At 72.1% G+C, this 25,717-nt stretch carries 20 protein-coding genes and 3 tRNA genes; 12 read left to right on the forward strand and 11 right to left on the reverse strand.

The features are described 5' to 3' along the window. The first annotated feature begins 166 nt into the window (after window positions 1-166). From ACYC1Z_RS05670 to ACYC1Z_RS05680, 3 genes are all read left to right on the forward strand, one after another. Window positions 167-239 (forward strand) — tRNA-Gly (locus ACYC1Z_RS05670). A gap of 36 nt (window positions 240-275) precedes the next feature. Then, a tRNA-Cys gene (locus ACYC1Z_RS05675) sits at window positions 276-346 on the forward strand. An 18-nt stretch (window positions 347-364) separates the two neighbouring features. Then, window positions 365-439: transfer RNA gene (locus tag ACYC1Z_RS05680), tRNA-Val, on the forward strand. A 430-nt stretch (window positions 440-869) separates the two neighbouring features. On the opposite strand, the gene ACYC1Z_RS05685 is transcribed toward ACYC1Z_RS05680, so the two are convergent. Beyond that, a complete protein-coding gene (locus tag ACYC1Z_RS05685) occupies window positions 870-1,748 on the reverse strand; it encodes an MIP/aquaporin family protein (protein ID WP_461408584.1) in 879 nt (292 codons plus the stop codon). Between the two features lie 576 nt (window positions 1,749-2,324). After that, entirely contained in the window at window positions 2,325-2,834 is a 510-nt protein-coding gene (locus ACYC1Z_RS05690; RefSeq protein WP_461408567.1) for a MarR family winged helix-turn-helix transcriptional regulator, read from the reverse strand. A 117-nt stretch (window positions 2,835-2,951) separates the two neighbouring features. Here ACYC1Z_RS05690 and ACYC1Z_RS05695 point away from each other — a divergent pair, with 117 nt between their 5' ends. After that, complete coding sequence (locus ACYC1Z_RS05695; protein ID WP_461408585.1) at window positions 2,952-4,718, forward strand: chloride channel protein; 1,767 nt, start codon at window positions 2,952-2,954, stop codon at window positions 4,716-4,718. A gap of 256 nt (window positions 4,719-4,974) precedes the next feature. On the opposite strand, the gene ACYC1Z_RS05700 is transcribed toward ACYC1Z_RS05695, so the two are convergent. Continuing rightward, entirely contained in the window at window positions 4,975-5,553 is a 579-nt protein-coding gene (locus ACYC1Z_RS05700; protein WP_461408568.1) for a carboxymuconolactone decarboxylase family protein, read from the reverse strand. Between the two features lie 120 nt (window positions 5,554-5,673). Here ACYC1Z_RS05700 and ACYC1Z_RS05705 point away from each other — a divergent pair, with 120 nt between their 5' ends. Next, window positions 5,674-6,303 carry a TetR/AcrR family transcriptional regulator gene (locus ACYC1Z_RS05705; RefSeq protein WP_461408569.1) on the forward strand — a complete coding sequence of 210 codons (630 nt, stop codon included), beginning with the start codon at window positions 5,674-5,676 and terminating at the stop codon, window positions 6,301-6,303. Window positions 6,304-6,412: 109 nt separating this feature from the next. On the opposite strand, the gene ACYC1Z_RS05710 is transcribed toward ACYC1Z_RS05705, so the two are convergent. Then, the gene (locus tag ACYC1Z_RS05710) at window positions 6,413-6,793 is read right to left on the reverse strand and encodes a DUF5997 family protein (RefSeq protein ID WP_461408570.1); all 381 of its coding nucleotides are present in this window, start codon (window positions 6,791-6,793) and stop codon (window positions 6,413-6,415) included. Window positions 6,794-6,898: 105 nt separating this feature from the next. Between ACYC1Z_RS05710 and ACYC1Z_RS05715 the strand changes: the two genes are divergently transcribed. Further along, window positions 6,899-7,621 (forward strand): LysR family substrate-binding domain-containing protein, encoded by a 723-nt coding sequence (locus tag ACYC1Z_RS05715; RefSeq protein WP_461408571.1) that lies wholly within the window; start codon window positions 6,899-6,901, stop codon window positions 7,619-7,621. Between the two features lie 40 nt (window positions 7,622-7,661). Here ACYC1Z_RS05715 and ACYC1Z_RS05720 read toward each other — a convergent pair whose 3' ends face one another. Then, window positions 7,662-8,273, reverse strand: coding sequence for a hypothetical protein (locus tag ACYC1Z_RS05720; protein ID WP_461408572.1), 612 nt, complete (start codon window positions 8,271-8,273; stop codon window positions 7,662-7,664). Between the two features lie 176 nt (window positions 8,274-8,449). Here ACYC1Z_RS05720 and glgX point away from each other — a divergent pair, with 176 nt between their 5' ends. The 3 genes from glgX (at window position 8,450) to treZ (ending at window position 15,043) form a co-directional block, all read left to right on the forward strand. Then, window positions 8,450-10,570, forward strand: a complete 2,121-nt coding sequence (gene glgX / locus ACYC1Z_RS05725; RefSeq protein WP_461408573.1) for a glycogen debranching protein GlgX — start codon at window positions 8,450-8,452, stop codon at window positions 10,568-10,570. A gap of 101 nt (window positions 10,571-10,671) precedes the next feature. Beyond that, on the forward strand, window positions 10,672-13,125 hold the full coding sequence (gene treY, locus ACYC1Z_RS05730; protein WP_461408574.1) for a malto-oligosyltrehalose synthase: 2,454 nt from the start codon (window positions 10,672-10,674) through the stop codon (window positions 13,123-13,125). A gap of 40 nt (window positions 13,126-13,165) precedes the next feature. Continuing rightward, window positions 13,166-15,043, forward strand: coding sequence for a malto-oligosyltrehalose trehalohydrolase (gene treZ, locus ACYC1Z_RS05735; RefSeq protein WP_461408575.1), 1,878 nt, complete (start codon window positions 13,166-13,168; stop codon window positions 15,041-15,043). Here the strand turns inward: treZ and ACYC1Z_RS05740 are convergent. The 3 genes from ACYC1Z_RS05740 to ACYC1Z_RS05750 are packed head-to-tail and all read right to left on the reverse strand — an operon-like array spanning window position 15,007 to window position 17,610. After that, a complete protein-coding gene (locus tag ACYC1Z_RS05740) occupies window positions 15,007-15,249 on the reverse strand; it encodes a DUF5302 domain-containing protein (protein ID WP_461408576.1) in 243 nt (80 codons plus the stop codon). The genes treZ and ACYC1Z_RS05740 overlap by 37 nt on opposite strands. Window positions 15,250-15,256: 7 nt before the next feature. Beyond that, on the reverse strand, window positions 15,257-16,351 hold the full coding sequence (locus ACYC1Z_RS05745) for a lipid II:glycine glycyltransferase FemX (protein ID WP_461408577.1): 1,095 nt from the start codon (window positions 16,349-16,351) through the stop codon (window positions 15,257-15,259). 17 nt (window positions 16,352-16,368) lie between these two features. Beyond that, the gene (locus ACYC1Z_RS05750; RefSeq protein ID WP_461408578.1) at window positions 16,369-17,610 is read right to left on the reverse strand and encodes a carboxylate--amine ligase; all 1,242 of its coding nucleotides are present in this window, start codon (window positions 17,608-17,610) and stop codon (window positions 16,369-16,371) included. A 139-nt stretch (window positions 17,611-17,749) separates the two neighbouring features. Here ACYC1Z_RS05750 and ACYC1Z_RS05755 point away from each other — a divergent pair, with 139 nt between their 5' ends. The 3 genes from ACYC1Z_RS05755 (at window position 17,750) to ACYC1Z_RS05765 (ending at window position 21,997) form a co-directional block, all read left to right on the forward strand. Next, window positions 17,750-18,331 (forward strand): DUF3000 domain-containing protein, encoded by a 582-nt coding sequence (locus tag ACYC1Z_RS05755; protein ID WP_461408579.1) that lies wholly within the window; start codon window positions 17,750-17,752, stop codon window positions 18,329-18,331. 79 nt (window positions 18,332-18,410) lie between these two features. After that, on the forward strand, window positions 18,411-19,670 hold the full coding sequence (locus ACYC1Z_RS05760; protein WP_461408586.1) for an HRDC domain-containing protein: 1,260 nt from the start codon (window positions 18,411-18,413) through the stop codon (window positions 19,668-19,670). Window positions 19,671-19,774: 104 nt separating this feature from the next. After that, on the forward strand, window positions 19,775-21,997 hold the full coding sequence (locus tag ACYC1Z_RS05765) for a 3-hydroxyacyl-CoA dehydrogenase NAD-binding domain-containing protein (RefSeq protein ID WP_461408580.1): 2,223 nt from the start codon (window positions 19,775-19,777) through the stop codon (window positions 21,995-21,997). 45 nt (window positions 21,998-22,042) lie between these two features. On the opposite strand, the gene pflA is transcribed toward ACYC1Z_RS05765, so the two are convergent. The 3 genes from pflA to ACYC1Z_RS05780 all read right to left on the reverse strand — a co-directional run. Next, the gene (gene pflA, locus ACYC1Z_RS05770) at window positions 22,043-22,948 is read right to left on the reverse strand and encodes a pyruvate formate-lyase-activating protein (protein WP_461408581.1); all 906 of its coding nucleotides are present in this window, start codon (window positions 22,946-22,948) and stop codon (window positions 22,043-22,045) included. Window positions 22,949-22,998: 50 nt separating this feature from the next. Next, complete coding sequence (gene pflB / locus ACYC1Z_RS05775; protein ID WP_461408582.1) at window positions 22,999-25,272, reverse strand: formate C-acetyltransferase; 2,274 nt, start codon at window positions 25,270-25,272, stop codon at window positions 22,999-23,001. Window positions 25,273-25,494: 222 nt separating this feature from the next. Beyond that, the coding region (locus ACYC1Z_RS05780) for a hypothetical protein (protein ID WP_461408583.1) at window positions 25,495-25,717 on the reverse strand (223 nt) is incomplete at its 5' end.

Consider the following 25,717-nt stretch of genomic DNA (forward strand, 5'->3'; position numbering starts at 1 on the left):
CAACCGACCGTCGAACCACAGGACGACACGACTCTGGGCGGACATGGGGGCACTGTGTCACGGCTCACCCCGCCAGACCAGGCTCCCGGTTTGGACTTTGCCCGACGTCCTGGTTTAAAGTTCTGGAGCGCCGCCGGTGAACGTAAGGTTCACCGGAGGAGCACATGCGGATGTGGCTCAGTTGGTAGAGCATCACCTTGCCAAGGTGAGGGTCGCGGGTTCGAGTCCCGTCATCCGCTCGGAGGCACCACCACCCGGTGGGGCACCAGCCTCAGGGTGGCGTGGCCGAGAGGCGAGGCAGCGGCCTGCAAAGCCGTATACACGGGTTCGAATCCCGTCGCCACCTCGCTTCGACGTAGTACCTGGGCGATTGGCGCAGCGGTAGCGCGCTTCCCTGACACGGAAGAGGTCACTGGTTCGATCCCAGTATCGCCCACCAGCATGACCGCAGGTCAGAGGCCCTTTCAGGGCCTCTTTCATGTCCGCGTGCAACAAGAACATCTCTCGTGCCGGCCACGGTCTGCCGGGCCGGTGCGCACCGTTGACCGTCCGGGAGTCGAAGCCTCGCCCATCCCCGCAGGGGGATGGGCGATCGGGGCCCTGGTCTTCTTCGGGGGGCGGTGCGTCACGGTGGTCGCGATGGGCGTGGTGACGGTGACCTGAGGTGAGTGGGCGGGGGTCGAGGATGGTCAGTCTGGCCGCGGCTCCTCTTGGTGACGGTTGGTCCAGGGTCATGGCCGTCAGGGGACGATGGGTCGCCTGGAAGCGTGCCCCCTTCCCCGGGGCGCACGGGACGGGGACGGGTGTCGCGCCCCCATCCCCGCCGCCCCGATCGACACCCTCGTCGCCCCGACGAGGGTGTCGAACCCCTATTCGTCCTCTGTGGCGGGCCCTGGGGGCTCCGTGCCGGCGCCGCGGGAGTGCAGCACGTCGCCCACGAAGAAGTCATACAGATAGACGCCGATGACACCGCCGATCAGGGGCCCGACAATTGGCACCCAGAAATACGCGGTGAACGAACCGGAAACCGTTCCCGGCAACGCTACGTCACCCCAACCGGCCATCCACGCGAACAGGCGGGGGCCGAAGTCACGTGCGGGGTTGATGGCGTATCCGGCGTTCGCACCGAACGAGATACCGATCGCGGCAACCGCGATACCGATCATGAACGGGCCCATGTTGGCCTTGACAGCGGAGTTCCGAACGTCGATGACAGCGACCACCAGGAGGACGAGGAACGCGGTGCCGACGATCTGGTCGATCAACGGGCCGATCATTCCACCGTTGAAGTATGGCGCAGGGAAGGTCGCGAAGATCGAGAACGAAGCCAACCCGCCTGCCGAGTCTCGCGTCACATTCGACGCCTCGTTGAAGGCATCGATGGCGTCGTGGTACACGAGGTAGACCAGCGCTGCTCCGGCGAACGCACCGGCGAGCTGCGCGCCCCAGTACGGCAGGACCTTGCGCCAGGCGAACTTTCTGCGTATCGCGAATGCCAAGGTCACAGCGGGGTTGATGTGAGCACCGCTCACCCCGCCGGCGATGTACACCCCGAACGCCACGGCGAAGGCCCACCCCCATGCGATCAGCAGCCAGTCGCCGGCAGCCTGGAAGATGACGGTGGGGCCGGCGGTGCGCCCGGACCCCGGCAGCGCCGCGACCGTCATGGCCACGACGCCGTCCCCGAAAGCCAAGAGGACGAAGGTCCCCAGGAACTCGGCGAGCACCTCGCCCCATGTGCCACCCATGCGCTTGAGCGAACTGCCGTGACGGAGCGCCGTACGTAATGGTGTGATGTCGCTCACAGTAGATCTCCTTGACTCGGTGAATCCACCCTTTCCTGGCGGTGAGCCGTGCGCCGTCACAGCCGAGACTGCAGCTGTTCGCCTGAGGTCGACACACCGGCTTCATACCCGCAATGCGGCCTGGCGCTATCCAGCGGCGTCATGCCACCAGTCTCCGTGGACCGACGCTCGCCGCGCGGGTCCGCGACGAGATCGCGCGTCATTGCCACGATCAGTTCTCCACTCGCTGCACCCCGGTATGCCGAGGTGTCCAGAATCTTGGCGCCGACCGAGGCCGACGTTCCGGATCGTACGCCCGGCGTCCACCACGCGCCATGGATGATCCTTTGCCATCGCCGTCGCACCCGGGCGGCGCCACGACGGGCAGCCGTTGCCCCAGTTGCTCGACGGGGATCCGCGTCCCCCGTCGGGGCGATCGCCCACCCGGACACGACCGGACAAGGTCCTGGGCGAGAAGGTGGGTGCATTCGACCGACCGTCGGATCGGACCTCGGTCCCAGGCTCTGACCAGCACTCCTGTCACCAGCCGAGTGTGGCAGTCGTCTCGGGGAGAGGTTCCGGTTCGCGGGCGGCCTCGGCGAACGCGCGCATGGCCATCACCAGCTCGTCGCGGCGCGTCCGGGGCATGTCGGCGACGATGCGGGTGATCTCCTCGCGTCGCTTGGCGGTGACCTGCCGGACCAGTCGCCGGCCCTCGTCGGTGACACCCAAGAGCACCTCGCGGCGGTTGGTGGGGTTGTCCCGTCGAGTGACCATGCCGGCGGTGAGCAGCCGGTTGATCATGCGCATCGCCGTCGAGGAGGTCACCGACAGCAGGTCGGCGAGGCTGCTGAGGTTGATCTCCTCGCGGTTGTCCAGCACGACGAGGGTTCGGAACTGCGTCACGGTGACGGTGTCCTCGACCTCGGCGAGCGATCGTGCCGAGACTCCGACGAGCACGCGTGACGCGGTCAGGACAGCGGTGACGAGCTCGTCGATGTCCCCGAACGCCGGCTCGGCAGGGAGGTCCGGGGGTGTTGGCTCGGTCACTCTGGCTCCCCTTCGTAACGGTGCCCAGTGCAATGGTTGCATAATCTTATTGTGAAGATTCGCCGCACGACGACCACACCACACTCCCTGCGGGTTCCTGTGCCGGACCTCGTACCGATGCAGGCGGGCATGGCGCACCTGCTCACGGCGCTCCGTTCGTCGCGGATGGGCCTGCTCGTGCTCGCCCTGGGTGTCGGTGCCGGAGCCGGCGGCGCAGCGATCGTGTTCCGCTGGCTGATCATCGTGTTCACCCTTGCCCTCTCGGGCCATGCCGACTACGCGGGGCTCGGTCCCGTCGCCAACCCGCACGTGCCGGGCCTGGGCCGTTGGTTCGTCATCTTCGCACCCGTGGTCGCCGGGCTGCTGTACGGGCCGCTCGTCCACTTCTTCGCCCGCGAGGCCCGCGGGCACGGCGTGCCCGAGGTCATGTACGCGGTCGCGCGGCGCGGGGGACGGATCGCCCCCCAGGTCGCCGCGGTCAAGGCACTGGCCTCGGCCCTGTGCATCGGCGGCGGCGGCTCGGTCGGACGCGAGGGACCGATCGTGCAGATCGGGGCCGCGCTCGGCTCGACGTTCGGACGTGCCCTGAAGATCACCGAGCCGAGGATGAAGGTCCTCGTGGCCTGTGGGGCGGCCGGTGGCATCGCGGCGACGTTCAACGCACCACTTGCCGGGGTGTTCTTCGCGATGGAGCTCATCCTGCTGGGCGACTTCACCGCGCAGTCGTTCGGCATGGTGGTCCTCGCGTCGGTGACCGCAAGCGTGATCGGCAGGGCCGTGCTCGGCGACACGGCGTTCTTGCAGCTGCCGACGTTCACCGTCGACAACCTCACCCAGTACGCGTTCTTCGCGCTGCTCGGCCTGCTGGCCGGGGTGATCGGCGTGGCGTTCACCCGGATCCTCTACTTCATCGAGGACATCTCCGACCGGTTGTGGCGTGGACCGGAATGGCTGCGCCCCGCCATCGGCGGCTTCGTCCTCGGTGGGCTGCTCCTGGTGCTGCCCGAGATGTACGGAGTGGGTTACCCGGTGCTCGGCAAGAGCATCGCCGGCGCCTACACCATCGCGTTCCTCGTCCTGCTCCTGTTCGGGAAGATGGTCGCCACCTCCCTGACGCTCGGGATCGGAGGGTCCGGCGGGGTCTTCGCGCCGAGCCTGTTCATCGGGGCGATGCTCGGCTCGGCCTACGGCCAGCTGCTCCATGTCATCGCCCCCGACGTCGCGGGCGCCCCGGGCGTGTACGCGCTGATCGGCATGGGCGCGGTGTTCGCCGGCGCGGCCCGCGCGCCGATCACCGCCGTGATCATCCTGTTCGAGCTGACCGGTGAATACACGATCATCCTGCCGATGATGGTCGCGATCGTCCTGGCCAGCGCCATCAGCCACGTCCTGGCAACGGACAGTATCTACACCGCCAAGCTGCGCCGCCGCGGCGTCGACATCAGCGTCTCACCGCAGGCAGAACAGATGGCCGCCATCACCGTCGGGCAGATCATGGAACCGGTGGGGCCGTGCCTGCAGGACAGTGCCGCGCTGCGTGACGCCGCTGGTCTGCTCAGCCGCGCCCCGCACGGTCAGCTGCCGGTCCTGGACGCCCACGGCCGCTACCGCGGCATCGCCACCGCGCACGCCGTCGCCGACACGCTCGCCGATGGTGAGCACAACCGGGCGACCGTGGCCTCCGTCGTCGAGCTGCCTGACGCCGTCACCGTCTCCGACCACCTCGCCGACACCCTCACCGCGCTCGAATCCACCCCCGGAGCCATCCCCGTCCTCGACGACGACCGCGCCAACCTCATGGGCTGGCTCAGTCACCAACGCGTGCTCAGCGTCCTGCGCGGGCTCCCCGACGATGCTCGCCCGATGGCATCCACCTCCTCGTAGTGCCGATCACGTCGGCGGCGCACCGCGGGCACGCCCGCTTCCTGAATGTTTCCATCGCCAGGTCACGAGTCCGGCGCCGTCCCGGATCCTTCACGGCGTTCGACCCTTCACGGCGTTCTTGGACACGGATCACCGCAACCCGACCGTGGCCAGGGCAAGGACGTCGAGGGCGGTCGTGGAGTCGCGGAACAAGTGGATCGTGGCGATATCGCCCGGGTGGGCACCAGGAGGACTCGGACCTCCCGGCAGGGCCCCGTCAGTCGGTCGGCACGTCCCACGCGCGACGGGCGAAGACCGCGTCGAGCGGCGTGTCGAAGACGTGGTTCGTGTAGTTGCTGATCGTCTTGACCGCAATCGCCAGGATGATCTCGAGCACCTGCACCTCGGAGTAGCCGGCCGCCAGGAACGCCGCGAGGTCGCCGTCGGAGGGTCGACCCCGGGTGTCCGTCATCACCGTGACGAACGCGTTGAGCGCCTGAAGCCGCGGGTCGCCGATCGGGTCTCCCGTTCGGATCGCGTCGGTCACCTCGGTCGGGACCGTGTTGCGGTCAGCGATCGCACTGTGCACACCCATGCAGTACGCGCAGGCGTTGAAGCGGCTGATCGCCAGGAAGACGACCTCCTGCTCGGCCGGGGAGAAGCCCGACCGCTTCCGGAACTCGTCGTAGCCGAACCGATAGGTGCCCAGCAGTCCCGGGGAGTTCGCCATCGCGGCGTACATGTTCGACACCATCCCGGACTGAGCCTTGGCCGACTCGAGGATCTCGCGGCTCGCGTCCGGGCTCTCGGCCGGGGTCAGCCTGCCGAGCGTGGTCAGGTGGGCGTGCGTCGTCACAGTGAGGACCCTTCGTCGGCGGTTCGCAGTCGTGCGCTACAGAGCCAGGCTTAGCAGGCCGCGAGCAGTTTGTCGAGCGCCCGCTACACAATCTGCGTCGAGGTTCACTACGCTCGCAGGATGAAGACGACCCCGCCGAGCCACACCGCGCCGAGCCACGCCGGGCGCCCACGGCAGTTCAGCGTCGACGACGTGCTGGACAAGGCCGTCGAGCTCTTCTGGCGCAGCGGGTATCGCAACACCACCACGCGCGACCTCGAGGCCGCCCTGGGGGTGACGCAGTCGAGCCTGTACCACGCGTTCGGCTCCAAGTCCGGTCTCCTCGAACTCGTCCTGGACCGCTACCAGTCCGACGTGCAGGAGACCCTGCTCGCTCCACTGCGCAACGCCCAGGACGGCGGCGCGGGGCTGGCAACGTACTTCCGCGACCTCGGCATCCGGATGTCCACGGACGGGCGGGGCTGTCTGATGGTCAACCTCATGGTCGACGAGGCGCCGACCGATCCCGCCGTCGCGACGCGCACCGCGACACACCGCGCCCGGGTGCGCTCGGCGCTGCGGGTCGCGGTCCACCGCGTATCGGGACGGGCTCCTGCTGAGACCGTCGACCAGCGAACCGACCTGCTGCTCGCCGCAACGCTCGGCCTGAACCTCGCCGCGCGCGCCGGCGCCACCGCGACCGAGCTCAGCGGCATCGTCGCCGGGATCACTGGCGAGATCGCGTCCTGGGACGTGCCCACGTCGCCATAAGCGGCGGCCGCGGGGCTGCCTGAGGCACTCGGGCCCGACCGCCTTCACCCCCGGGGCCGGCCCGCCCTCTCCGCCGGCCCGGATCCACGGGGCTGCCCTCCGGCGCCGGTCAGGCTTCCTTCTGCCGCCGCTCCGACTTGATCCGGGCCTCCTCGGCGCGGACGTCGGCGTGGATCTTGCGCTCCGCCCGCAGCCAGCCCGGCATCTCCTCGAGGAGCGTCTTGATCTCCGCGGTCGTCAGGGACTCGGTCACGTCGGCCCGGGTCAGGCCGGAGACGGAGACGCCGAGCCGGCGCGCGACCTCCGGGCGGGGGTGCGGTCCGTTGCGGCGCAGCGCTGCCAGCCACTCCGGGGGATCGGCGTTGAGCTCGTTGAGCTCCTCGCGCGTGACGAGGCCCTCCTGGAACTCGGTCGGGGTCGCCGAGAGCAGCACCCCGAGCTTCTTCGCGGCGGTCTGGGGCTTCATCGTCTGCGGCTTCGGCGTGCTCATGCCTGAAGGGTATGCGCTGACCGGGCCGGGCCACGTGCGGTGCCCCGGCCCGGCGCACCGTAGCCTCGTGCTGGGCCCGCTCCGGGCGTGGGCGAAGGAGGAACGGTGGACACGACCGACGCAGGACCGACGAGCGAGCCGTTCCGCGTCCGCTTCGTCCCCGGTGTCTCGCCCGGCAGGTGGCTGCGCACGTGGGGCGAACGCATGCCCACCGTCGAGCTCGACGCCGCGCTCGTCGAGGAGGCCGACCAGGTGGCTGTGCTGCGTGCCGGGGCCGCCCACATGTGCTTCGTGCGCCTGCCGGTGGACGGCCACGGCCTGCACGTCATCCCCCTCTACGAGGAGGTCCCGGTGGTCGTGGTGGCCAAGGACCATCCGGTCGCTGCCTTCGCCGAGGTGGACGTCGCCGATCTCGCCGACGAGCACCTCCTGCAGGATCCCGACGACGTCCCCGCCTGGCGCGACGTCGCCACGGAGCTGGTGGCCGGCACCCGCCGGGCCGTACCCGCCATGACGACGCAGCAGGCGATCGAGGTGGCCGCCTCGGGTGCGGGGGTCGTCGTCGTCCCGCTCTCGCTGGCGCGCCTGCACGACCGCAAGGACGTGGTGCACCGCCCGGTGCACGGCGTCGCGCCCGCCGCGGTGGGACTGGCGTGGCGCGTCGACGACGACGACCCGCGCATCGAGGCCTTCATCGGGATCGTGCGCGGGCGCACGGCCCGCAGCTCGCGCGGGGGTGCCGCGGAGCCGGCCGGCCGGACCGGCGCGGCGGACGTGAGCCGGCGGAAGCCGCCGCGCCCTAACCGCCGGGGGCGCGGGCGACGCTGAGCGGGATCGGCGCGTGCGGCCGCGCGGCCGTTCGCCGCGCCTACACGAGCTCCAGCTCGTACCGGTCCCCCACCGGGGTGAACCCGATCCGCTCGTAGTAGGGCTCGCGCACCCCAGAAGCGGTGACCACCTTGTGGTAGCCCGCCCGGCGCAGCACGTCGGAGGAGTGGAAGACGAACTCCCCGGGAGTGAAGTCCCGGTACTTCTCGGTGACGTAGTCCAGGTCCACCTGGGCGACGCCGTCGGCGGTGGCGTGCAGCAGCACGTAACCGACCGTCTCGTCGCCGCGCATGACGAGGAAGGCCTCGCCGTCGGCCGCCGGGCCCTGGAACGACGGCGTGAACCGGTGGACGTCGTCGGCGTGGAGCGTCAGCAGGTGCTCGAGGTAGTCGCCGTCGGGGTCCGTGCGCACCACCGCGTACTCGGCGGTGTCGTGCCGGCGCCGCAGCAGCTTGGCGAGGTTGTAGACCTGGACGGCGGAGAGGACGACGTTCAGCGCCACCACCGGCCACACGCCGAGGACGCCGTTGTAGAAGACCTGGATGACGCTCCCGATGAGGTTGATGACACGCAGCCGCAGGATCCGTTGCTGCATCATCGACCAGACGACGATGGCCGAGCCGAGCCAACCGATGATCTCCAGGACGGGCATCTGCCGGCCTCCTCTCCGTGGCCCGCGTCCCGCGCGTGCCGCCCCAGGATCATGCCATCGCGACCAGCGTGCCGCCGAACCGCGCTCCGCGCGGTGCACCGAGGGCACTCGGCACCCCCCACCGCTCCGGCCGCAACCGTCGCCGTGTGTGGGCCGGGCGTGGTTGTCTAGGTAGCATGCAGATCTGGCCCGGTCGGCCCTACCCCCTGGGCGCCACCTATGACGGTTCCGGCACCAACTTCGCCATCTTCTCCTCTGTCGCGGAGCGCGTCGAGCTCTGCCTCGTGGACGACGACGACACCGAGACCCGCGTGGACGTCACCGAGGTCGACGCCCACGTGTGGCACGCCTACCTCCCGGCGGTGCGGCCCGGGCAGCGATACGGCTACCGCGTCCACGGCCCGTACGACCCGGCGAACGGGCACCGGTGCGATCCCAGCAAACTCCTCCTGGACCCCTACGCCAAGGCGGTCGACGGCCGGATCGACGGCGACCAGTCGCTCTACTCCTACACGTTCGGCGACCCCGACGAGGCCCACACCGGGGACTCCGCCGGCCACACCATGCTGGGCGTCGTCATCAACCCGTTCTTCGACTGGGGCTACGACCGGCCGCCGAACCACGAATACCACGACTCGATCATCTACGAGGCCCACGTCAAGGGCATGACCCGGCTCCACCCGGACGTCCCGGAGGAGCTGCGCGGCACCTACGCGGGCATGGCCCAGCCGGCGGTCATCCAGCACCTCGTGGACCTCGGCGTCACGGCGATCGAGCTCATGCCGGTCCACCAGTTCGTCAACGACGCGCACCTGCAGGAGAAGGGTCTGCGGAACTACTGGGGTTACAACACCATCGGCTTCTTCGCCCCGCACAACCGCTACGCCGCCGCCGGCACTCGCGGCGAGCAGGTGGACGAGTTCAAGACCCTCGTGAAGGCGCTCCACGAGGCCGACATCGAGGTCATCCTCGACGTCGTCTACAACCACACCGCCGAGGGCAACCACATGGGCCCGACGCTGTCCTTCCGCGGCATCGACAACGCGTCGTACTACCGCCTCGTCGAGGACGACAAGGCGCACTACTTCGATACCACCGGCACGGGGAACTCGCTGCTCATGCGCTCCCCGCACACGCTGCAGATGATCATGGACTCGCTGCGGTACTGGGTGCAGGAGATGCACGTCGACGGGTTCCGCTTCGACCTCGCCTCCACCCTCGCCCGTGAGCTGCACGAGGTGGACCGGCTCTCGTCGTTCTTCGACATCATCCAGCAGGACCCGTTCATCTCCCAGGTCAAGCTCATCGCCGAGCCGTGGGACGTCGGCGAGGGCGGCTACCAGGTCGGGGGCTTCCCGCCGCTGTGGACCGAGTGGAACGGCCAGTACCGCGACACTGTCCGGGACTACTGGCGCGGTGAGCCGTCGACCCTCGGCGAGTTCGCCAGCCGCATCGCCGGTTCCGCGGACCTGTACGAGCACACCGGACGCCGCCCGGTCGCCTCGATCAACTTCATCACCGCCCACGACGGCTTCACGCTGGCCGACCTCGTCTCCTACGACGAGAAGCACAACGAGGCCAACGGCGAGGGCGGTGCCGACGGCGAGTCCTTCAACCGGTCCTGGAACTGTGGCGCCGAGGGCCCCACCGAGGATCCCGCGATCATCGACCTCCGGGCGCGCCAGCGGCGCAACTTCCTCGCCACCCTCCTGATCAGCCAGGGTGTGCCGATGATCGCGCACGGCGACGAGCTCGGCCGCACCCAGCAGGGCAACAACAACGTCTACTGCCAGGACAACGAGCTCTCCTGGATGAACTGGGACCTCGACGAGAGCCGCGCCGCGTTCCTGGACTTCACGCGCCGGACGATCGCGGTCCGTAAGGACCACGCCGTGCTCCGCCGGCGCCGCTTCTTCGCGGGTTCGCCCGACCACGGCGGGGAGTCCGAGATCGGCGACATCGAGTGGTTCACCCCCGACTGCCAGGACATGACCGAAGAGGACTGGAGCCTCGCCTACGCCCGGTCGATGATGGTCTTCCTCAACGGCCAGGCGATCCCCGAGCCCGACACCCGCGGCGAGCGGATCGTCGGCGACTCCATCCTCGTGCTGCTCAACGCCGATGCGAACCCGGTCACCTTCACCCTGCCCTCGGCCGACTACGCCGCGGGATGGGTCACCCTCCTCGACACGAACACCGACGAGCACGCCGGCACCGAGCACGAGGCGGGTGTGCCGCTGGACGTGGCGGGCCGCAGCGTCGTCATCCTGCGGAGCCCGCTGGCGGCGGACCAGTGAGCCAGGCCGGTCCAGGTCCGGGCGCGCACCCGGGCGGCACGCCCGGCGCCCCGGCCGGCCCCGGCGCCGGGCATCTGCCCGCCCCGGGCAAGCGGACACCGGTGAGCACGTACCGTCTCCAGCTCGGGCCCGACCGCACGTTCGCCCAGGCGGAGGCTGCGCTGCCCTACCTCGACGCCCTCGGCGTGACCGACGTCTACCTCTCCCCCGTCCTCACCGCCGCGCCGGGCTCCACGCACGGCTACGACATCGTCGACCACCGCCGCGTCAGCGACGTGCTCGGCGGGCGAGCCGGGTTGGCGTCCCTGGCCGCCGCCGCGCACGCGCGCGGCATGGGCGTGGTGGTCGACGTCGTCCCCAACCACATGGCCGTCCCCACCCCGGCGTGGCACAACCACGCCCTGTGGTCCGTCCTCACCCACGGCCCGGAGTCACCCTACGCGCGCTGGTTCGACATCGACCTCGACTCCCGCGACGCCGTCCTCATGCCCGTGCTCGGTCAGCGCATCGGCGACGTCCTCGCCGCCGGCGAGCTGACGCTGGAGCACGCCGTCATCCCCGGCGGGGCGGCGGACGGCTCCCCCCGGCCCGTGCTGCGCTACTTCGACCACGTCTTCCCCGTCCGGACCGGGACCGAGCACCTGCCGCTCGCCGAGCTCGTCGACCGGCAGCACTACCGCCTCGCGTACTGGCGGGTGGCGGACGAGGAACTCAACTACCGCCGCTTCTTCGACGTCGGCACGCTGGCCGCGGTACGGGTGGAGGACCCGGAGGTCTTCGACGCCACCCACGCCCTGCTGCTCGAGCTCCACCGGGCCGGCGTCGTCGACGGTTTCCGCATCGACCACCCCGACGGCCTGGCCGACCCGCGCGGGTACCTGCGCCGGCTCAGCGAGGCCACCGGCGGGGCGTGGATCGTGGCCGAGAAGATCCTCGAGGTCGACGAGGACCTCCCCGCCGACTGGCCCGTGGCCGGGACCACCGGCTACGAGGCCGCCACCCGCCTGCACGCCCTCCAGATCGACCCGGCCGGCTCCGGGCCGCTGGCCGCGCTCCAGCACGAGGTGACCGGGCAGAGCGCGAACCTCGCCGCGGTCGTCGAGAAGGCCAAACGGCAGATCGTCACGACGTCGCTCCAGGCCGAGGTGCACCGGCTCGCCACGCTCCTGGCCGAGATCTGCCACGACGACGTCCGGCTGCGGGACCACACCTTCCGCGGCCTCGTCGACTGCGTGAGCGAGCTCGTGGTCGCCTTCGAGCGCTACCGCGCCTACATCGTCCCGGGCGAACCGGCGCCGCCGTCGGAGGAGCGGGTGCTGCGCGAGGCCGCCGACCGGGCCCGGGAACGCCTCGACCCGGAGCGGCACGACACGCTCGACCTGGTCGTCGACCTGCTGCTCGGCGGTGAGGCGGGCAGCGCGGGCCGCACGCACGAAGCCCGCCGGGCCGAGCTGGTGGTGCGGTTCCAGCAGGTGTGCGGGGCCGTCACCGCCAAGGGCGTCGAGGACACCGCCTTCTACCGATGGACGCAGCTGGTGAGCCTGTGCGAGGTGGGCGGCTCCCCCGCGCGCTTCGGCATCGACGCCGACGAGCTCCACTCCTGGGCCGCGCGCACCGGCTCCACCTGGCCGGCCTCGATGACGGCCGGGACCACGCACGACACCAAGCGCGGCGAGGACGTCCGCGCCCGCATCGGCGTCGTCTCCGAGCACGCCCCGGCGTGGGCGTCGATGGTGCGCACGCTGCGCGCGGCCACCGCACCGCTGCGCCCCGCCGACCTGGACGGGCAGATCGAGAACCTGCTGTGGCAGACGCTGGCCGGCACGTGGACGGCGCAGGGCCCGATCTCCGAACAGCGCCTGCGTGACTACCTCCTCAAGGCCGCGCGCGAGCAGAAGTCGTGGACGACCTGGACCTCGCCGGACCTGCCGCGTGAGGAGGCGCTCGGTGACTACGCCGCCGCGCTGCTGATCGACCCCACGGTGACGGCGGCGTTCGTGGAGTGGGTCCGGCGCACGGCGCCGGCCGTGCGGAGCTCGGTGCTGTCCACGAAGCTGCTGCAGCTCACCGTGGCGGGCGTGGCCGACGTGTACCAGGGCAGCGAGGTCACCCAGACCTCGCTCGTGGACCCCGACAACCGCCGCCCGGTGGACCTCGCCGCCCTCCAGGCCCGCCTCGCCGCGCTCGACGGCGGTGTGCAGGCGAGCACGCTGGACGAGGAGAAGCTCCTGGTCACCGCGAGCGTCCTGCGTCTGCGGCGGCGCCACCCGGGCGCGTTCGTCGGCGCCGACTCCGGCTACGAGCCGCTCCCCACCACCACCGGGCACGCCGTGGCGCTCGCCCGCACCGCCGGCGGGGTGCCCGTGGCCGTGGCGGTGGGCACGCGCCACGCCGCTTCGACGGCTGCGGTGCACGGCCTGCCCGACGCCGCCGTCGTGCTGCCCGAGGGCACCTGGCACGAGCTGCTCACCGATCGCACCCTGCCCGGCGGCAACGTCCCGCTCGGCGACCTGCTCACCAAGTACCCGGTCGCGCTGCTGGAGCGGATGCCGTGAGCAGCCCCGGGCCCGGCGCCGTCCCCGCGGGAGCAGGGGCATGAGGTCCCCCGGAGCCGGGGTGCGGGTCTGGGCACCCGCCGCCAGGACCGTCGAGCTCGTCCTGCCCGTCCCGCCACCCGCGCCCGACGCCGCGGCCGCCGACGCGGTCCGGCTGCCCATCACACCCGGCCCGGGCGGCTGGTGGGAGGGTCCGGCGCTCCCGCACGGCACCGACTACGCGTTCTCGCTCGACGGCGGTGCGCCGCTGCCCGACCCGCGCAGCCCCTGGCAGCCCCACGGCGTGCACGCCGCCTCGCGGTCCTTCGACACCGCCGCACACCGCTGGTCCGACGCCGGCTGGGCCGGGCGCAGCGCCCTCGGCGCGATCGTCTACGAGCTGCACGTCGGGACGTTCACGCCCGGGGGCACCCTCGCCGCCGCGACCGAGCGGCTCGACCACCTCGCCGGCCTCGGCGTCGACCTCGTCGAGCTCATGCCGGTCGCCGCCTTCCCCGGCGTCGCCGGCTGGGGCTACGACGGCGTCGCGCTCTACGCCGTCCACGAGCCCTACGGCGGCCCGGCGGCGCTCCAACGGTTCGTCGACGCCGCGCACGCCCGCGGGATCGGGGTGTGCCTCGACGTCGTCTACAACCACCTCGGCCCGTCCGGGAACTACCTCAGCCGGTTCGGGCCGTACTTCACCCACCGGCACCACACCCCGTGGGGCTCGGCGGTCAACCTCGACGGCGACGGTGCCGACCAGGTGCGCGCGTTCATCGTCGACAACGCGGTGCGGTGGCTGCGGGACTTCCACCTCGACGCGCTCCGCCTCGACGCCGTCCACGCCCTGCTCGACGACTCCCCCCGCCACCTGCTGGCCGAGCTCTCCGACGCCGTCGCCGACCTCGAGCGCTCGGTCGGCCGGCCGCTCTCCCTCATCGCCGAGTCGGACCTCAACGACGTCACGACGGTGATGCCTACCGCCCGCGGCGGGCTGGGCATGACGGCGCAGTGGGCCGACGACGTCCACCACGCCCTGCACTCCCTGCTCACCGGCGAACGGCACGGCTACTACGTCGACTTCGGCACGCCACAGGTGGCCGCCAAGGCGCTGACCGACGTCTTCGTGCACGACGGCGGCTGGTCGACCTTCCGCGGCCGGGACTGGGGCGCGCCCGTGCCGGGCGACGTCGACGCCCGACGGTTCGTCGTCTTCTCCCAGGACCACGACCAGGTCGGCAACCGGGCCCTGGGCGACCGGCCGAGCCGGACGCTCAGCGACGGCCGGCTCGCGGGGTTCGCCGCGCTCGTGCTGCTCGGGCCGTACACGCCGATGCTCTTCATGGGTGAGGAGTGGGGGGCGCGCACGCCGTTCCAGTACTTCACCGACCACGCCGAGCCAGAGCTCGCCGAGGCCATCCGCCGCGGCCGCCAGGAGGAGTTCGGCACGCACGGGTGGGCCGAACTGTACGGCGGTGACGTCGTGGTCCCCGATCCGCAGGCGCCGGAGACGGTGGCGGCGTCCCGGCTCGACTGGAGCGAGCCGGACGCACCCCGGCACGCCCGCCTGCTCGCCTTCTACCGGGATCTCATCGCGCTGCGACGGGCCGAGCCCGACCTCTCCTCGGGCGACCGCGCGGCGACGTCGGTGGACGTGGCCGCGGACGGCACCTGGCTCGTCCTGCACCGCGGGTCGCTCGCCGTGGTCGTCAACCTCTCCGACCAGGCGGCGCAGGTGCCCCTCCCCGGACCGGGCGAGATCCTCCTCGCCTGGGCGCCCGCGGAACCCACCGGGTCGCCAGGCGGCGGGCTCCCGCTGACCGGCCACGGCGTCGTCGTCGCCAGGTGCGCGGGTGCCCGACCGCACGACCGTGCCACGCCGTGGGCGGCCTCGACGGCTCAGCCCGACTTGCGGCGGAACACCCGGCGCTGCTGACCCCCGTTCGCGGTGTGCGGGCCCTTGAGCGTGCCGCCACCGTCGGTGCCCGCATGGTGCTGGGCGTTCTTCTTGTCGAGGGCCGCGCGCATCTTCGCCTTCAGGTCCTCCTTGGACGCGCCCGTCCGGGGCGGGCCCTCGCCCGTGTCGGGACCGGGACCCGTTGTCTCATCCGTGTCGTTCATGCCGCCATCATCGTCGTTCATGCCGCCATCATCCGCTGCCGACGCCGTCGCCCGCCACCTGGTCTCGGGGAACCGCCCCGGTCAGGCCGCGATCGCGCCTCGCCAGCTCGCGGGCGCTGCGCACCAGACCCACCATGCGGCGCTTGAGCGCCAGCGCCGCGACGAGCGCGGCGTACCGGACCGGCTGGACGGGAACGTCCCAGGCGCCGTCGACCTCGGTGATCTCCGCGGAGAACTTGGTCTTGAAGTCGCGCACGCCGCGCAGCTGCGGGGCCCGGTCGGAGTCGACACCCATGAGGTCGAACGTGTGGACGCCGCAGGCCCGCAGCGTCGTGGCCATGTGCCACACGAGGAGGTCGGCCGCGCCGGAGCGGCGCCCCTCCGCGCTCGAGGCCGCGTAGTAGTAGGTGGCGTAGGGACCGTTGACGGTGACGATGCCCCAGGCGAGGGCGCGACCCTCCCGACGCGTGACGAACACACGGCAGTGCTCGGGCCCGAGGGCGTCGAGCATCGCCCAGTACGTCTCCTCGTCGGAGATGCCGAACCCGTCGCGACTCCCGGTCTCGACGAGCAGCTGGTACAGCTCGCCGAAACCTTCCCGGCTCAGCCCGGTCTCCTCGCCGGCGGCCATGGTCTCGTCCCGCATCGCCTTGCGGACGTCGCGCCGGCCGCGCTTCTTCATCGCGGCGAGCTGCTCCTCCTCCGCACGGGTGAGGTCCAGGACGACCGTGCGGTCGAAGGTGACCGTCTGCAGCAGCTCGTGCAGGTCCGGTGCCCGGTGCCGGGCGTGCAGCCGCACGAAGACCAGGCCGCGGTCCGCCCGCCGCACGCCGTCCACCAGGGCGAGGCGCAGCGCCCGCTCCCGCTCCGCCGTCGGCTCGGCGAACCAGACCGGGCCGTGCTTGGCCCACAGGTACCGGAAGCCGCGCCCGCGGAGCTCGGTCAGCGAGATCAGCGCCAGCAGCTCCGCGCCGTCCCACGCCCCCAGGCGCCGCCACGGCCACCGGCCGACGAGGCGGGCGTCGAAGCGGTCCCAGGCGGGCGTCTGCTCGAGCGGAACCTCCCGCCCGGCGCACAGGCGCAGGTAGGTCTCGTCGTCCAGGGCACGCAGGGAAAGCGTCATGACACTCCTCGAGCCGGTCAGAATCCGGTGGCGGTGGGGCGCGGGTAGTGGCGGCGCAGGGCGCGTACCTGGTTCACGCCGGCCAGGAACCGGTACGCGGTGCGCCGCGGGTTCCGGTCCGCAGGATAGTCGAGCGGGTGCACGGCCCGGCGGTGGCGCAGCACCCCGCGCACCTTCGCGCGCAGCGCCTGGTCGGTGACGTAACGCGGCAGGACGAACGTGGGCACGTACGCGAAGACGCCGGGCCGGGTCGCGATCTCGGGCTCGTGCGCCCGGCCGTGCACCAGGTCCTCGACCATGGCCCGCACCGGGTTGGCACCGCCCACGTTGATGTAGTAGTTGCCCCGGCCGATGCGGGGGTTGATGTCGAGCAGCCGGGCGACGCCGTCGCGCGGGTCGATCTTGAGGTCGACGCTGGCGAAGCCGCGGTAGGCGACGGCGCTCAGGACCCGGCGGACCGTGGCGATCAGGTCGGCGTCGTGGTCGACGAGCGCGATGCCGGCATTGCCGAGGTAGGCGGGTTGGTGCAGGCCCAGCAGCACCTGCCCCGACGCCGCGACGGTCATCTCCCCGCGGCTGTCGATGTAGATGTTCACGAGCCGGTTGTAGGTGTCGTCCCCGGGCACGAGCTCCTGGACGAGCATGTGCCCGCCGAACCCGGCGTCCTTGACCCGCTGGAGGATCGCGACGACGTCGTCGAGCGTGTGGGCGGCGAAGATCTTCCGGCGACCCGGGAACCGGAGGGTCTCGTACTCGCCGGACGTCGTGGGATTGACCACGACCGGCAGGGTGAGCGCGCCGACGGCGCCGGCCCAGGTGGCCCGGTCCGTGGCGGGGACGTCGATCGAGACGCTGCGCGGGCTGGCGACGCCCTCGGCGCGCAGGACGACGTCCAGGAGCTTCTTGTCCCCCACCCGGTCCAGGACCGTCTCGGGCGGCGTCGGCACGATGAAGCGGTCCTCGAACCAGGCTCGTTCGCGGCGGACCAGGTCGACGTGGTGCTCGACGTTGATCATGAGGACCCGGTCCGTGCCCGGGTGCTGCCGGGCGATGGTGTCCAGCGTGCGCTGCAGGCGGGCCTCGCCGGCGCCGGCGCCCAGGTAGACGTTGTCGATGATCGAGGAGTGGTCGATCGGCCCGCGGGGGGCCTCGCTGACGACGATCGAGCGGACGCCGTACGCCTCGTGGAAGGACCGTGCCATCGAGTACACGCCGACGTCCGTGCCGAGCAGGACCGGCACGAGCGGGCGGGATGTCATCTGCTTGGAAGTCCTCACATTGCCAGGCTCACGCCCCCGGGAAGGTCCCGGCCAGTCTAGCCAGGGCGGGTCCGCACGCCCGGCCCACGCCTACGGCGCGCCTCTCCGCCGCGCGGCGCCCGCGACCTAGCCTGGACGCGTGAAGGACGACGCCCCGGTGGCGCCCCCGGAGTTCGAGGATGCGCTGATGAGCCTGCGTGGCCATCGGCCGCGCCCCGAGTTCCACCTCGAGGAGGTCCCCGCACCCTCCCGCATCGCCCCCTACGCCCTGGCGCTGACGGGCGAGGTCAACCGCTCCACCACGATGGACCCGGACGAGCTGCTCGGGCACGGCCGGTTCGTGGTGCTGCACGACCCCGCCGGCCAGGACGCCTGGCACGGCGCCTTCCGGGTGATCGTGCTGGCCAAGGCCGCACTCGAGGAGGAGATGGGCGCGGACCCGCTCCTGGGTGAGGTCGGGTGGGCCTGGCTCACCGACGCCCTGGAGGGCGAGGGCGTGGGCCACCACCACCTCTCCGGCACGGTCACGCGCGTGCTCTCGGAGACCTTCGGCGGGCTCGAGCTGCGTGGCAGCGAGGTCGAGATCGAGGTGCGCGCCTCGTGGACGCCGACGACGGCGGATCTCGGGCCCCACCTGAAGGCCTGGGTGGCCCTCACGTGCACGGCGGCCGGGCTGGAGCCGCTCCCCGAGAACGTCACCGCCTTCCGGCGGCGGCACTGAGCGGATCATCACGCGCCGCGTCGAGCGGGTCGCACGCCGACCGGCCCCGCGGCGTCGTACGGTGATCGTCGTGCCTGATGTGATCGACGCCGTGACGCCCACCCAGCCGCCGGAGACCCTGGCCCGGGCGGGTGCCCTCCCGCCGGTGCCGCTCACCGAGCCCACCGACGGGGTCCCGCCCGTGATTGACGACGCCGCCGCGCTCGACGCCCTCGTCGGCGTGCTCGCGCACGGGCGCGGTCCGGTCGCCGTCGACGCCGAGCGGGCCTCGGGCTACCGCTACGGGCAGAGCGCGTACCTGGTCCAGCTCCGCCGGGCCGGCGTGGGCACCGCGCTGATCGACCCCGTGCCCCTGGACGACCTCGCGGGCCTGGCCGACGTCCTCAACCCCACCGAGTGGATCCTGCACGCCGCCGACCAGGACCTGCCCTGCCTGCGCGATCTCGGCCTGGCGCCGGTGGCGCTCTTCGACACCGAGCTCGCGTCCCGCCTGCTCGGCCGGGACCGGGTCGGTCTCGCCGCCGTCGTGGCGGAGAACCTGGGCTTCGCGCTCGCCAAGGAGCACTCGGCGGCCGACTGGTCCACCCGGCCGCTGCCGGAGCCGTGGCTGCGGTACGCCGCGCTCGACGTCGAGCTGCTCATCGAGCTGCGGGACACGCTCTCGAACCAGCTCGAGGACGCCGGGAAGCTGGAGTGGGCGCGGCAGGAGTTCGAGCACGTGCGCACCGCCCCACCGGCGCCCCCACGCACCGACCCGTGGCGGCGCACCTCCGGGCTGCAGGTCGTCAAGCACCCGCGCGGCCTCGCCGTCGCCCGCGAGGTCTGGAACGCCCGCGAAGATCTCGCCCGGCGCCGCGACCGCTCGCCCGGACGGGTCCTGCCCGCCGCCGCCATCGTCGCGGCCGCGCAGGCGATCCCCCGCACCGAGGCCGAGCTCGTGACGCTCCCGGAGTTCTCCGGCAAGGGCACCCGCCGGCACGCCGCCTACTGGCAGGCGGCGATCGACACCGCGCGCGCGCTGCCGGACGGCGCGCTGCCGCCGCGGCGCGCCGTGCGCGAACCCGGTCAGCTCCCCACGCCCCGGGCCTGGGCGGAGAAGAACCCCGACGCCGCCGGCCGGCTCGAGGCGGTCCGCACCGCCGTCCGCGGCGTCGCCGCCGAGCTCAGCCTGCCGCAGGAGAACCTGCTCTCCCCCGCCACCCAGCGGCAGCTCGCCTGGGACACGCCTCCGCGCCCCTCCGTCACGCAGATCGGCGATCGGCTGGCCGCGCTGGGGGCGCGGCAGTGGCAGGTGGAGCAGGTCGCCGGCCCGTTGCACCGGGCGCTCGCCGACCTCTGACGCGCGGGCGCTGGACACCCTCGTCCGACCCGGTCGGCGCCACCGTCCGGTAGCCTCCGACGAGTTACCTGAAACCGACAGTGTCGTCTACCCGGGGAGCCCGCGTGAGCCAGTCCGTCATGCCCTACACCGAACGCGTCACCGTGCTGACGTCCGCCGACGTCGCCGTCGCCGGGCTCGGCACCGTCGTCGTCCTCACCCTCGCCCCCGAGGACGGCACGGACCGCCCGTGCTCGCTCGGCCCGGTGGGCCTGGGGAACGTCGAGGCCGGGGTGCGCCGCGTCGCGGAACGTGCCCGGGCGGGTGAGGTGGACGCCGTCGTCCTCACCGGATCGGGACGGACCTTCCTCGCCGGTGCGGACCTGCAGAAGGTCCGCACCGTTCGCACGCTCGAGGAGGGGATCGAGCTGGCCCGCCACGGCCACCGGATCGTGGCCGCGCTCGCCGACCTGCCCGTCCCCACCCTCGCGCACCTGGGTGGCGCCGCCCTCGGCGGTGGCCTCGAGCTCGCGCTCGCGTGCGACTACCGATCGGCGACGGCGGATGTGCGCGCGATCGGTCTGCCGGAGACGCACCTGGGGCTCCTGCCGGGCTGGGGCGGCTGTACCACGCTCCCCCGGCTGCTGGGCCCCGACGCGGCGCTGCGCCTGATCATCGACGACCCCACCCACGGCAACCGGCTCCTCACGGCGGGCGAGGCGCTCGCGATCGGCCTCGTCGACGTCGTCCTGCCTGCCGCCGCGCCGCGCACCCCGGCCGCGACGCCGACGCCCCGCGACGCCGGCGTCGCCGCCCCGGACGGCGCGCCGAGCCTCGCACCAGGTGTGGCGGACGCCCTGGCCTGGCTGCGGGACGTCGTCGCCGGCACGGTGGCCGTCGCTCGCCGCGTGCCCGCCCCGGCCCGGGACACCCCGGACGACCCCGCCACCGACGAGGAGTGGCGCACCGCCGTCGACGCCCGCCACGCGCTGGTGACCGCCGCCACCGCGGGCGGCGCACCCGCACCCGCACTCGCGCTCAAGACCGTCGCGGCGTCGCGGACCCGGTCGCGCGCCGCGGCCTACGCGCTCGAGGACGAGGGTCTCGCGCACCTGATCATGTCCGACCCGCTGCGTGCCACGCTCTATGCGCTCGACCTGATGAGCCATCGCGCCAAGAACCCCGCCGGCCGCCCCCCGGGGGTGCAGCCACGCCCGATCCACGCCGTCGGAGTCGTCGGCGCGGGACTCATGGCCGGCCAGCTCGCCCTCCTGTTCGCGCGCTCCCTCGACGTGCCGGTGACCATGCGCGACCTCGACGACGAACGCGCTCGCCGCGGCCTGGCGGCGGTCCACGAGGACATCGACCGGCAGGCCGCCCGGGGCCGGATCACCGAGCCCGACGCCGCCCGCCTGCGGGAGCGGATCCGGGTGACCACGGAGCTGTCCGATCTCGCCGACGCGGACCTCGTCATCGAGGCCGTGTTCGAGGAGCTCACGGTCAAGCAGCAGGTCTTCGCCGAGCTCGAGCGGGTCGTCTCCGCGCACGCCGTCCTCGCGACCAACACCTCCGCCCTGTCGGTGACCGCGATGGCCGCCGGCCTGGCGCACCCGGAGCGGGTGGTGGGACTGCACTTCTTCAACCCGGTCGCGCGGCTGCCGCTCGTCGAGGTGGTCCGCGCGGGGCACACCGACGACGTCGCGTACGCCACCGCGTTCGCCGTCGCCGCCGTCTGCCGCAAGAACGCCGTCGCCGTCGCCGACGCGCCGGGGTTCGTGGTGAACCGGGTGCTCATCCGACTGCTCGGGGAGGTGCTGGGGGCGCTCGAGGAGGGCACCACCGTGGCCGCTGCGGATCGGGCGCTGGTGCCGCTGGGGTTGCCGATGGGTCCTTTCCAGCTACTGCAGCTGGTCGGGCCCGCCGTCGCGCTGCACGTGCTGCAGTCGTTGCGGGCGGACCTCGGCGAGCGCTACCCCGACTCCCCCGGCCTGGCCGGTGCCGTGGCGACGGGGCGGTCGTTCGTCCTCGCGCGGGGCCGGCCGAACGCGACGTCGCCGGTCGATCCCACCATCGGCGACCTGTTCGGCTCGCGCCCGGTGGCGGAGCCGCTCGACGCCGAGGGGGTGCTGGAGCGGGTGCGGCACGCCCTGGCCGAGGAGATCGACCTCCTGCTGGCCGAAGGGGTGGTCCCCGACGTCCGCGACGTCGACCTCGCCATGCTGTCGGGAGCCGGCTGGCCGCCGCACCACGGCGGGATCAGCCCCTACCTGGACCGCACGGGCGTGTCGGTGGAGGCGACGGGCCGGCGGTTCCTCCCACCGGGTGTGGCCGACGCGGCGACGACGTAGCGGGCCGGACCCGGGCGGCCCGCTGGTCCGACGACCCGGCCGTGATCAGTGGACCGTGAGCCCCCGCGAACGGAACTGGCGGCGGACCCGCTCGACGAGTGCCTCGTCCGGCACCGCCGTCTCACCGAGCTCGTAGGCCATGCCGAGGCGCTCCCACTTGTCCTTGCCCATGTTGTGGAACGGCAGCACCTCCACGCGCGAGACGGTGCGAAGGCCGACGACGTGGTCGGCCACGGCATCGACGTTCTCCACCGCGTCCGTCAGTCCCGGCACGAGGACGAACCGGATCCAGATCTCGGTGCCCCGGTCGGCGAGTCGACGGCCGAGGTCGAGCGTGGGCTGCAGGTCCCGGCCGGTGACGCGGTGGTAGGTGGCGGGGTCACCGGACTTGATGTCCAGCAGGACCAGGTCGACGTCGTCGAGCAGGGACTCCGAGGCATGAGCACCGAGGAAGCCGGAGGTGTCGATGGCGGTGTGCACGCCCATCTCCTTGGCGCCGCGCAGCAGCCGGGCGAGGAACGCGGGCTGCATGAGGGGCTCGCCCCCGGAGACCGTCAGTCCGCCCCCGGTGGCCCGGAAGACGGGCAGGTAGCGGCGTACCCGGGCGAGGAGCTCGTCGACGGCGACGGGCTCGCCGTCCTTCATCTTGAGCGTGTCGGGGTTGTGGCAGTACAGGCAGCGCAGCGGGCAGCCGGCCAGGAAGACCGTCATGCGCGTGCCCGGCCCGTCGACCGCGGTGACCAGCTCCCAGGAGTGCAGGGAGCCGACCTCGCCGGCTCGCACGGCGGCGATGTGCTCGGAACGGCCCATCTCCACCGCGACGGCGAGCCCACCGGTCCCGGCCGAGCGGCGCAGCCGGGGCACGGCGTCCTCGGGCACCGGCTCGTACTCGCCGTTGCTGCCGTCGGGGGCGACGACGCCGCTGGTCGGGGTATCGAGCGTGGCGGTCATACCGTCCTCCTGTGCTGCCGCCGGCCGGTCGAGCCCGCGCGGCGGTGGTGTCAGAGCGAGCCGTGGAAGGTGCGTGAGATGACGTCGAGCTGCTGCTCGCGGGTCAGTTTCACGAAGTTCACGGCGTAGCCGGAGACGCGGATGGTGAGCTGGGGATAGTTCTCCGGGTGCTCCATGGCGTCGTAGAGGGTGTCCCGGTTCAGCACGTTGACGTTCATGTGGTAGCCGCGCGAGCCCATGTAGGCGTCCATGAGCCCGACCAGGTTGGTGACCTGCTCGTCCTTGGTCCGGCCCAGCCCGGACGGCACGACCGTGTTCGTCAGGGAGATGCCGTCCTGCGCCTGGTCGTAGGGCAGCTTCGCGACGGACAACGCCGAGGCCAGCATGCCGTGGGTGTCCCGGCCGTTCATCGGGTTCGCGCCCGGCGCGAACGGTTCGCCGCCACGGCGCCCGTCGGGGGTGTTGCCCGTTTTCTTCCCGTACACCACGTTGGAGGTGATCGTCAGGACGGACTGGGTGTGCACCGCGTCGCGGTAGGTCGGGACCTCGCGGATCCTGGCCATGAACTTCTCGACCAGCGCTGCCGCGATCGAGTCGACGCGGTCGTCGTCGTTGCCGAAGGCAGGGAACTCGCCCACGATCTCGTAGTCCACGACCAGGCCGTCCTCGTTGCGCACCGGACGCACGGTGGCGTACTTGATGGCCGAGAGCGAGTCGGCGGCGACGGACAGGCCGGCGATGCCGCACGCGAGGGTGCGCAGCACCTCCTTGTCGTGCAGCGCCATCTCGAGACGCTCGTAGGCGTACTTGTCGTGCATGTAGTGGATGCAGTTCAGGGCGTCGACGTAGGTGCTCGCGAGCCAGTTCAGCAGCACGTCGTACTTGGCCACGACGTCGTCGTAGTCGAGCACGTCACCGGCCACCGGCGCCGAGACCGGGGCCACCTGCTCGCCGGAGATCTCGTCCCTGCCGCCGTTGATGGCGTACAGCAGCGCCTTGGCGAGGTTGACGCGGGCGCCGAAGAACTGCATCTGCTTGCCCACCGCCATCGGAGACACGCAGCAGGCGATGGCGGCGTCGTCGCCCCACGCGTCCCGGATGAGGCGGTCGGACTCGTACTGGATCGCGGAGGTGTCGATGGAGACCTGGGCGGCGAAGCGCTTGAAGCCCTCGGGCAGCAGCTCGCTCCACAGCACGGTGAGGTTGGGCTCGGGTGCGGGACCCAGGTTGTACAGGGTCTGCAGCATCCGGAAGGAGTTCTTGGTCACGAGCGGCCGGCCGTCCCGGCCGACGCCGCCGATGGACTCCGTGACCCAGGTCGGGTCGCCCGAGAAGATCTCGTCGTACTCGGGAGTGCGCAGGAAACGCACGATGCGCAGCTTGATGACGAAGTCGTCGATGAGTTCCTGGGCCCGCTCCTCGGTGATCGTGCCGTGGGCCAGGTCACGCTGGAGGTAGACGTCCAGGAACGTGGAGGTGCGCCCGAGCGACATGGCGGCACCGTTCTGCTCCTTCACCGCGCCGAGGTAGGCGAAGTACAGCCACTGGATGGCCTCGCGGGCGTCCGCCGCCGGGCGGGCGATGTCGTAGCCGTAGGCGGCCGCCATCTCCTTGAGCTCGACGAGGGCGCGGATCTGCTCGGCGTTCTCCTCACGGTCCCGGATGACGTCCTCGACGCTGCGCAGGGTGTCGAGCTCGGCACGCTCGGCCTTCTTGCCGGCGACGAGGGCGTCGATGCCGTAGAGGGCGACGCGGCGGTAGTCGCCGATGATGCGCCCGCGGCCGTACGCGTCGGGCAGGCCGGTGAGGATGTGCGAGCTGCGGGCCGCACGAACGGCGGGGGGATAGACGTCGAAGACGCCCTGGTTGTGGGTCTTGCGGTACTTGGTGAAGATGTCGCGCAGGACGGGGTCGACCTCGTAGCCGTAGGTCCTCAGCGACGTCTCGACCATGCGCCAGCCGCCGTACGGCATGATCGCACGCTTGAGCGGGGCGTCGGTCTGCAGGCCGACGATCAGCTCCTGGTCCTCGTCGATGTAGCCGGGAGCGTGTGCGGTGATGCCGGCGGGCGTCCTCGCGTCGACGTCGTAGACGCCCTTCTCGCGCTCGGCCGGGAACATGCCCATGAGGATGTTCCAGATGCCGGTGGTCCGCTCGGTCGGCCCCGAGAGGAAGTCGGCGTCCCCGTCGTAGGGCGTGTAGTTGGTCTGGATGAAGTCGCGCACGTCGATGGCGCTGCGCCACGGCCCGGGCACGAACGAGGCCCAGGGGTCGCGGGCGGGCTCGGCGGCGGTGCGGTGCTGGTCAACGGTCGTGGTGGCCATCGGGCTGCCTCCTCGTCGGCGACAGATCTTGCCGCCTCCCTGGCCACGCTAGGCAAGGAGGTGAACCACATCTCCGGGACCTTGGCCCAGAGGGTCCGGTGTCGGTGGTCACAAGGCGTCGTGCCGGGTCACCTGACCGTGCCGAAGGTCACTCGCCGGGCCCTCTGGGGCCACTCCCCGGGGCGGCCGGGATCACCTTGACGGGTGGGGCACCCGGCGCGGTCAGCGCTCCGCGCGGCGCGCCGTCCGGGGCACCGGGAGCGGTGCCGTGCGGGGCGCCGGGGCGTCCTGGTCGGGTGTCAGGGCGGCGACGGCGGCCGCGGTGTCCCGGGCGATGTCCTGGCCCCGCAGCCCGAAGTCCGTCACGAGCTGGGCGCGGGTGGCGTGCTCGAGGAATCGCAGCGGGACGCCGTGCGCACGCACCGGCACGTCGGTGCCGGTCGCG

It is taken from the genome of Georgenia sp., assembly GCF_054605595.1.

Excerpts from the sequence above, each read along its gene's own strand:
- ACYC1Z_RS05705 (WP_461408569.1), top strand. The coding sequence starts at position 5,674 with ATGAAGACGACCCCGCCGAGCCACACCGCGCCGAGCCACGCCGGGCGC.
- ACYC1Z_RS05745 (WP_461408577.1), bottom strand. The coding sequence starts at position 16,351 with ATGACGCTTTCCCTGCGTGCCCTGGACGACGAGACCTACCTGCGCCTG.
- ACYC1Z_RS05695 (WP_461408585.1), top strand. The coding sequence starts at position 2,952 with ATGCAGGCGGGCATGGCGCACCTGCTCACGGCGCTCCGTTCGTCGCGG.
- ACYC1Z_RS05710 (WP_461408570.1), bottom strand. The coding sequence starts at position 6,793 with ATGAGCACGCCGAAGCCGCAGACGATGAAGCCCCAGACCGCCGCGAAG.
- glgX (WP_461408573.1), top strand. The coding sequence starts at position 8,450 with ATGCAGATCTGGCCCGGTCGGCCCTACCCCCTGGGCGCCACCTATGAC.
- pflB (WP_461408582.1), bottom strand. The coding sequence starts at position 25,272 with ATGGCCACCACGACCGTTGACCAGCACCGCACCGCCGCCGAGCCCGCC.
- ACYC1Z_RS05750 (WP_461408578.1), bottom strand. The coding sequence starts at position 17,610 with ATGACATCCCGCCCGCTCGTGCCGGTCCTGCTCGGCACGGACGTCGGC.
- pflA (WP_461408581.1), bottom strand. The coding sequence starts at position 22,948 with ATGACCGCCACGCTCGATACCCCGACCAGCGGCGTCGTCGCCCCCGAC.
- ACYC1Z_RS05720 (WP_461408572.1), bottom strand. The coding sequence starts at position 8,273 with ATGCCCGTCCTGGAGATCATCGGTTGGCTCGGCTCGGCCATCGTCGTC.
- ACYC1Z_RS05685 (WP_461408584.1), bottom strand. The coding sequence starts at position 1,748 with ATGGGTGGCACATGGGGCGAGGTGCTCGCCGAGTTCCTGGGGACCTTC.
- treZ (WP_461408575.1), top strand. The coding sequence starts at position 13,166 with ATGAGGTCCCCCGGAGCCGGGGTGCGGGTCTGGGCACCCGCCGCCAGG.
- ACYC1Z_RS05740 (WP_461408576.1), bottom strand. The coding sequence starts at position 15,249 with ATGAACGACGATGATGGCGGCATGAACGACACGGATGAGACAACGGGT.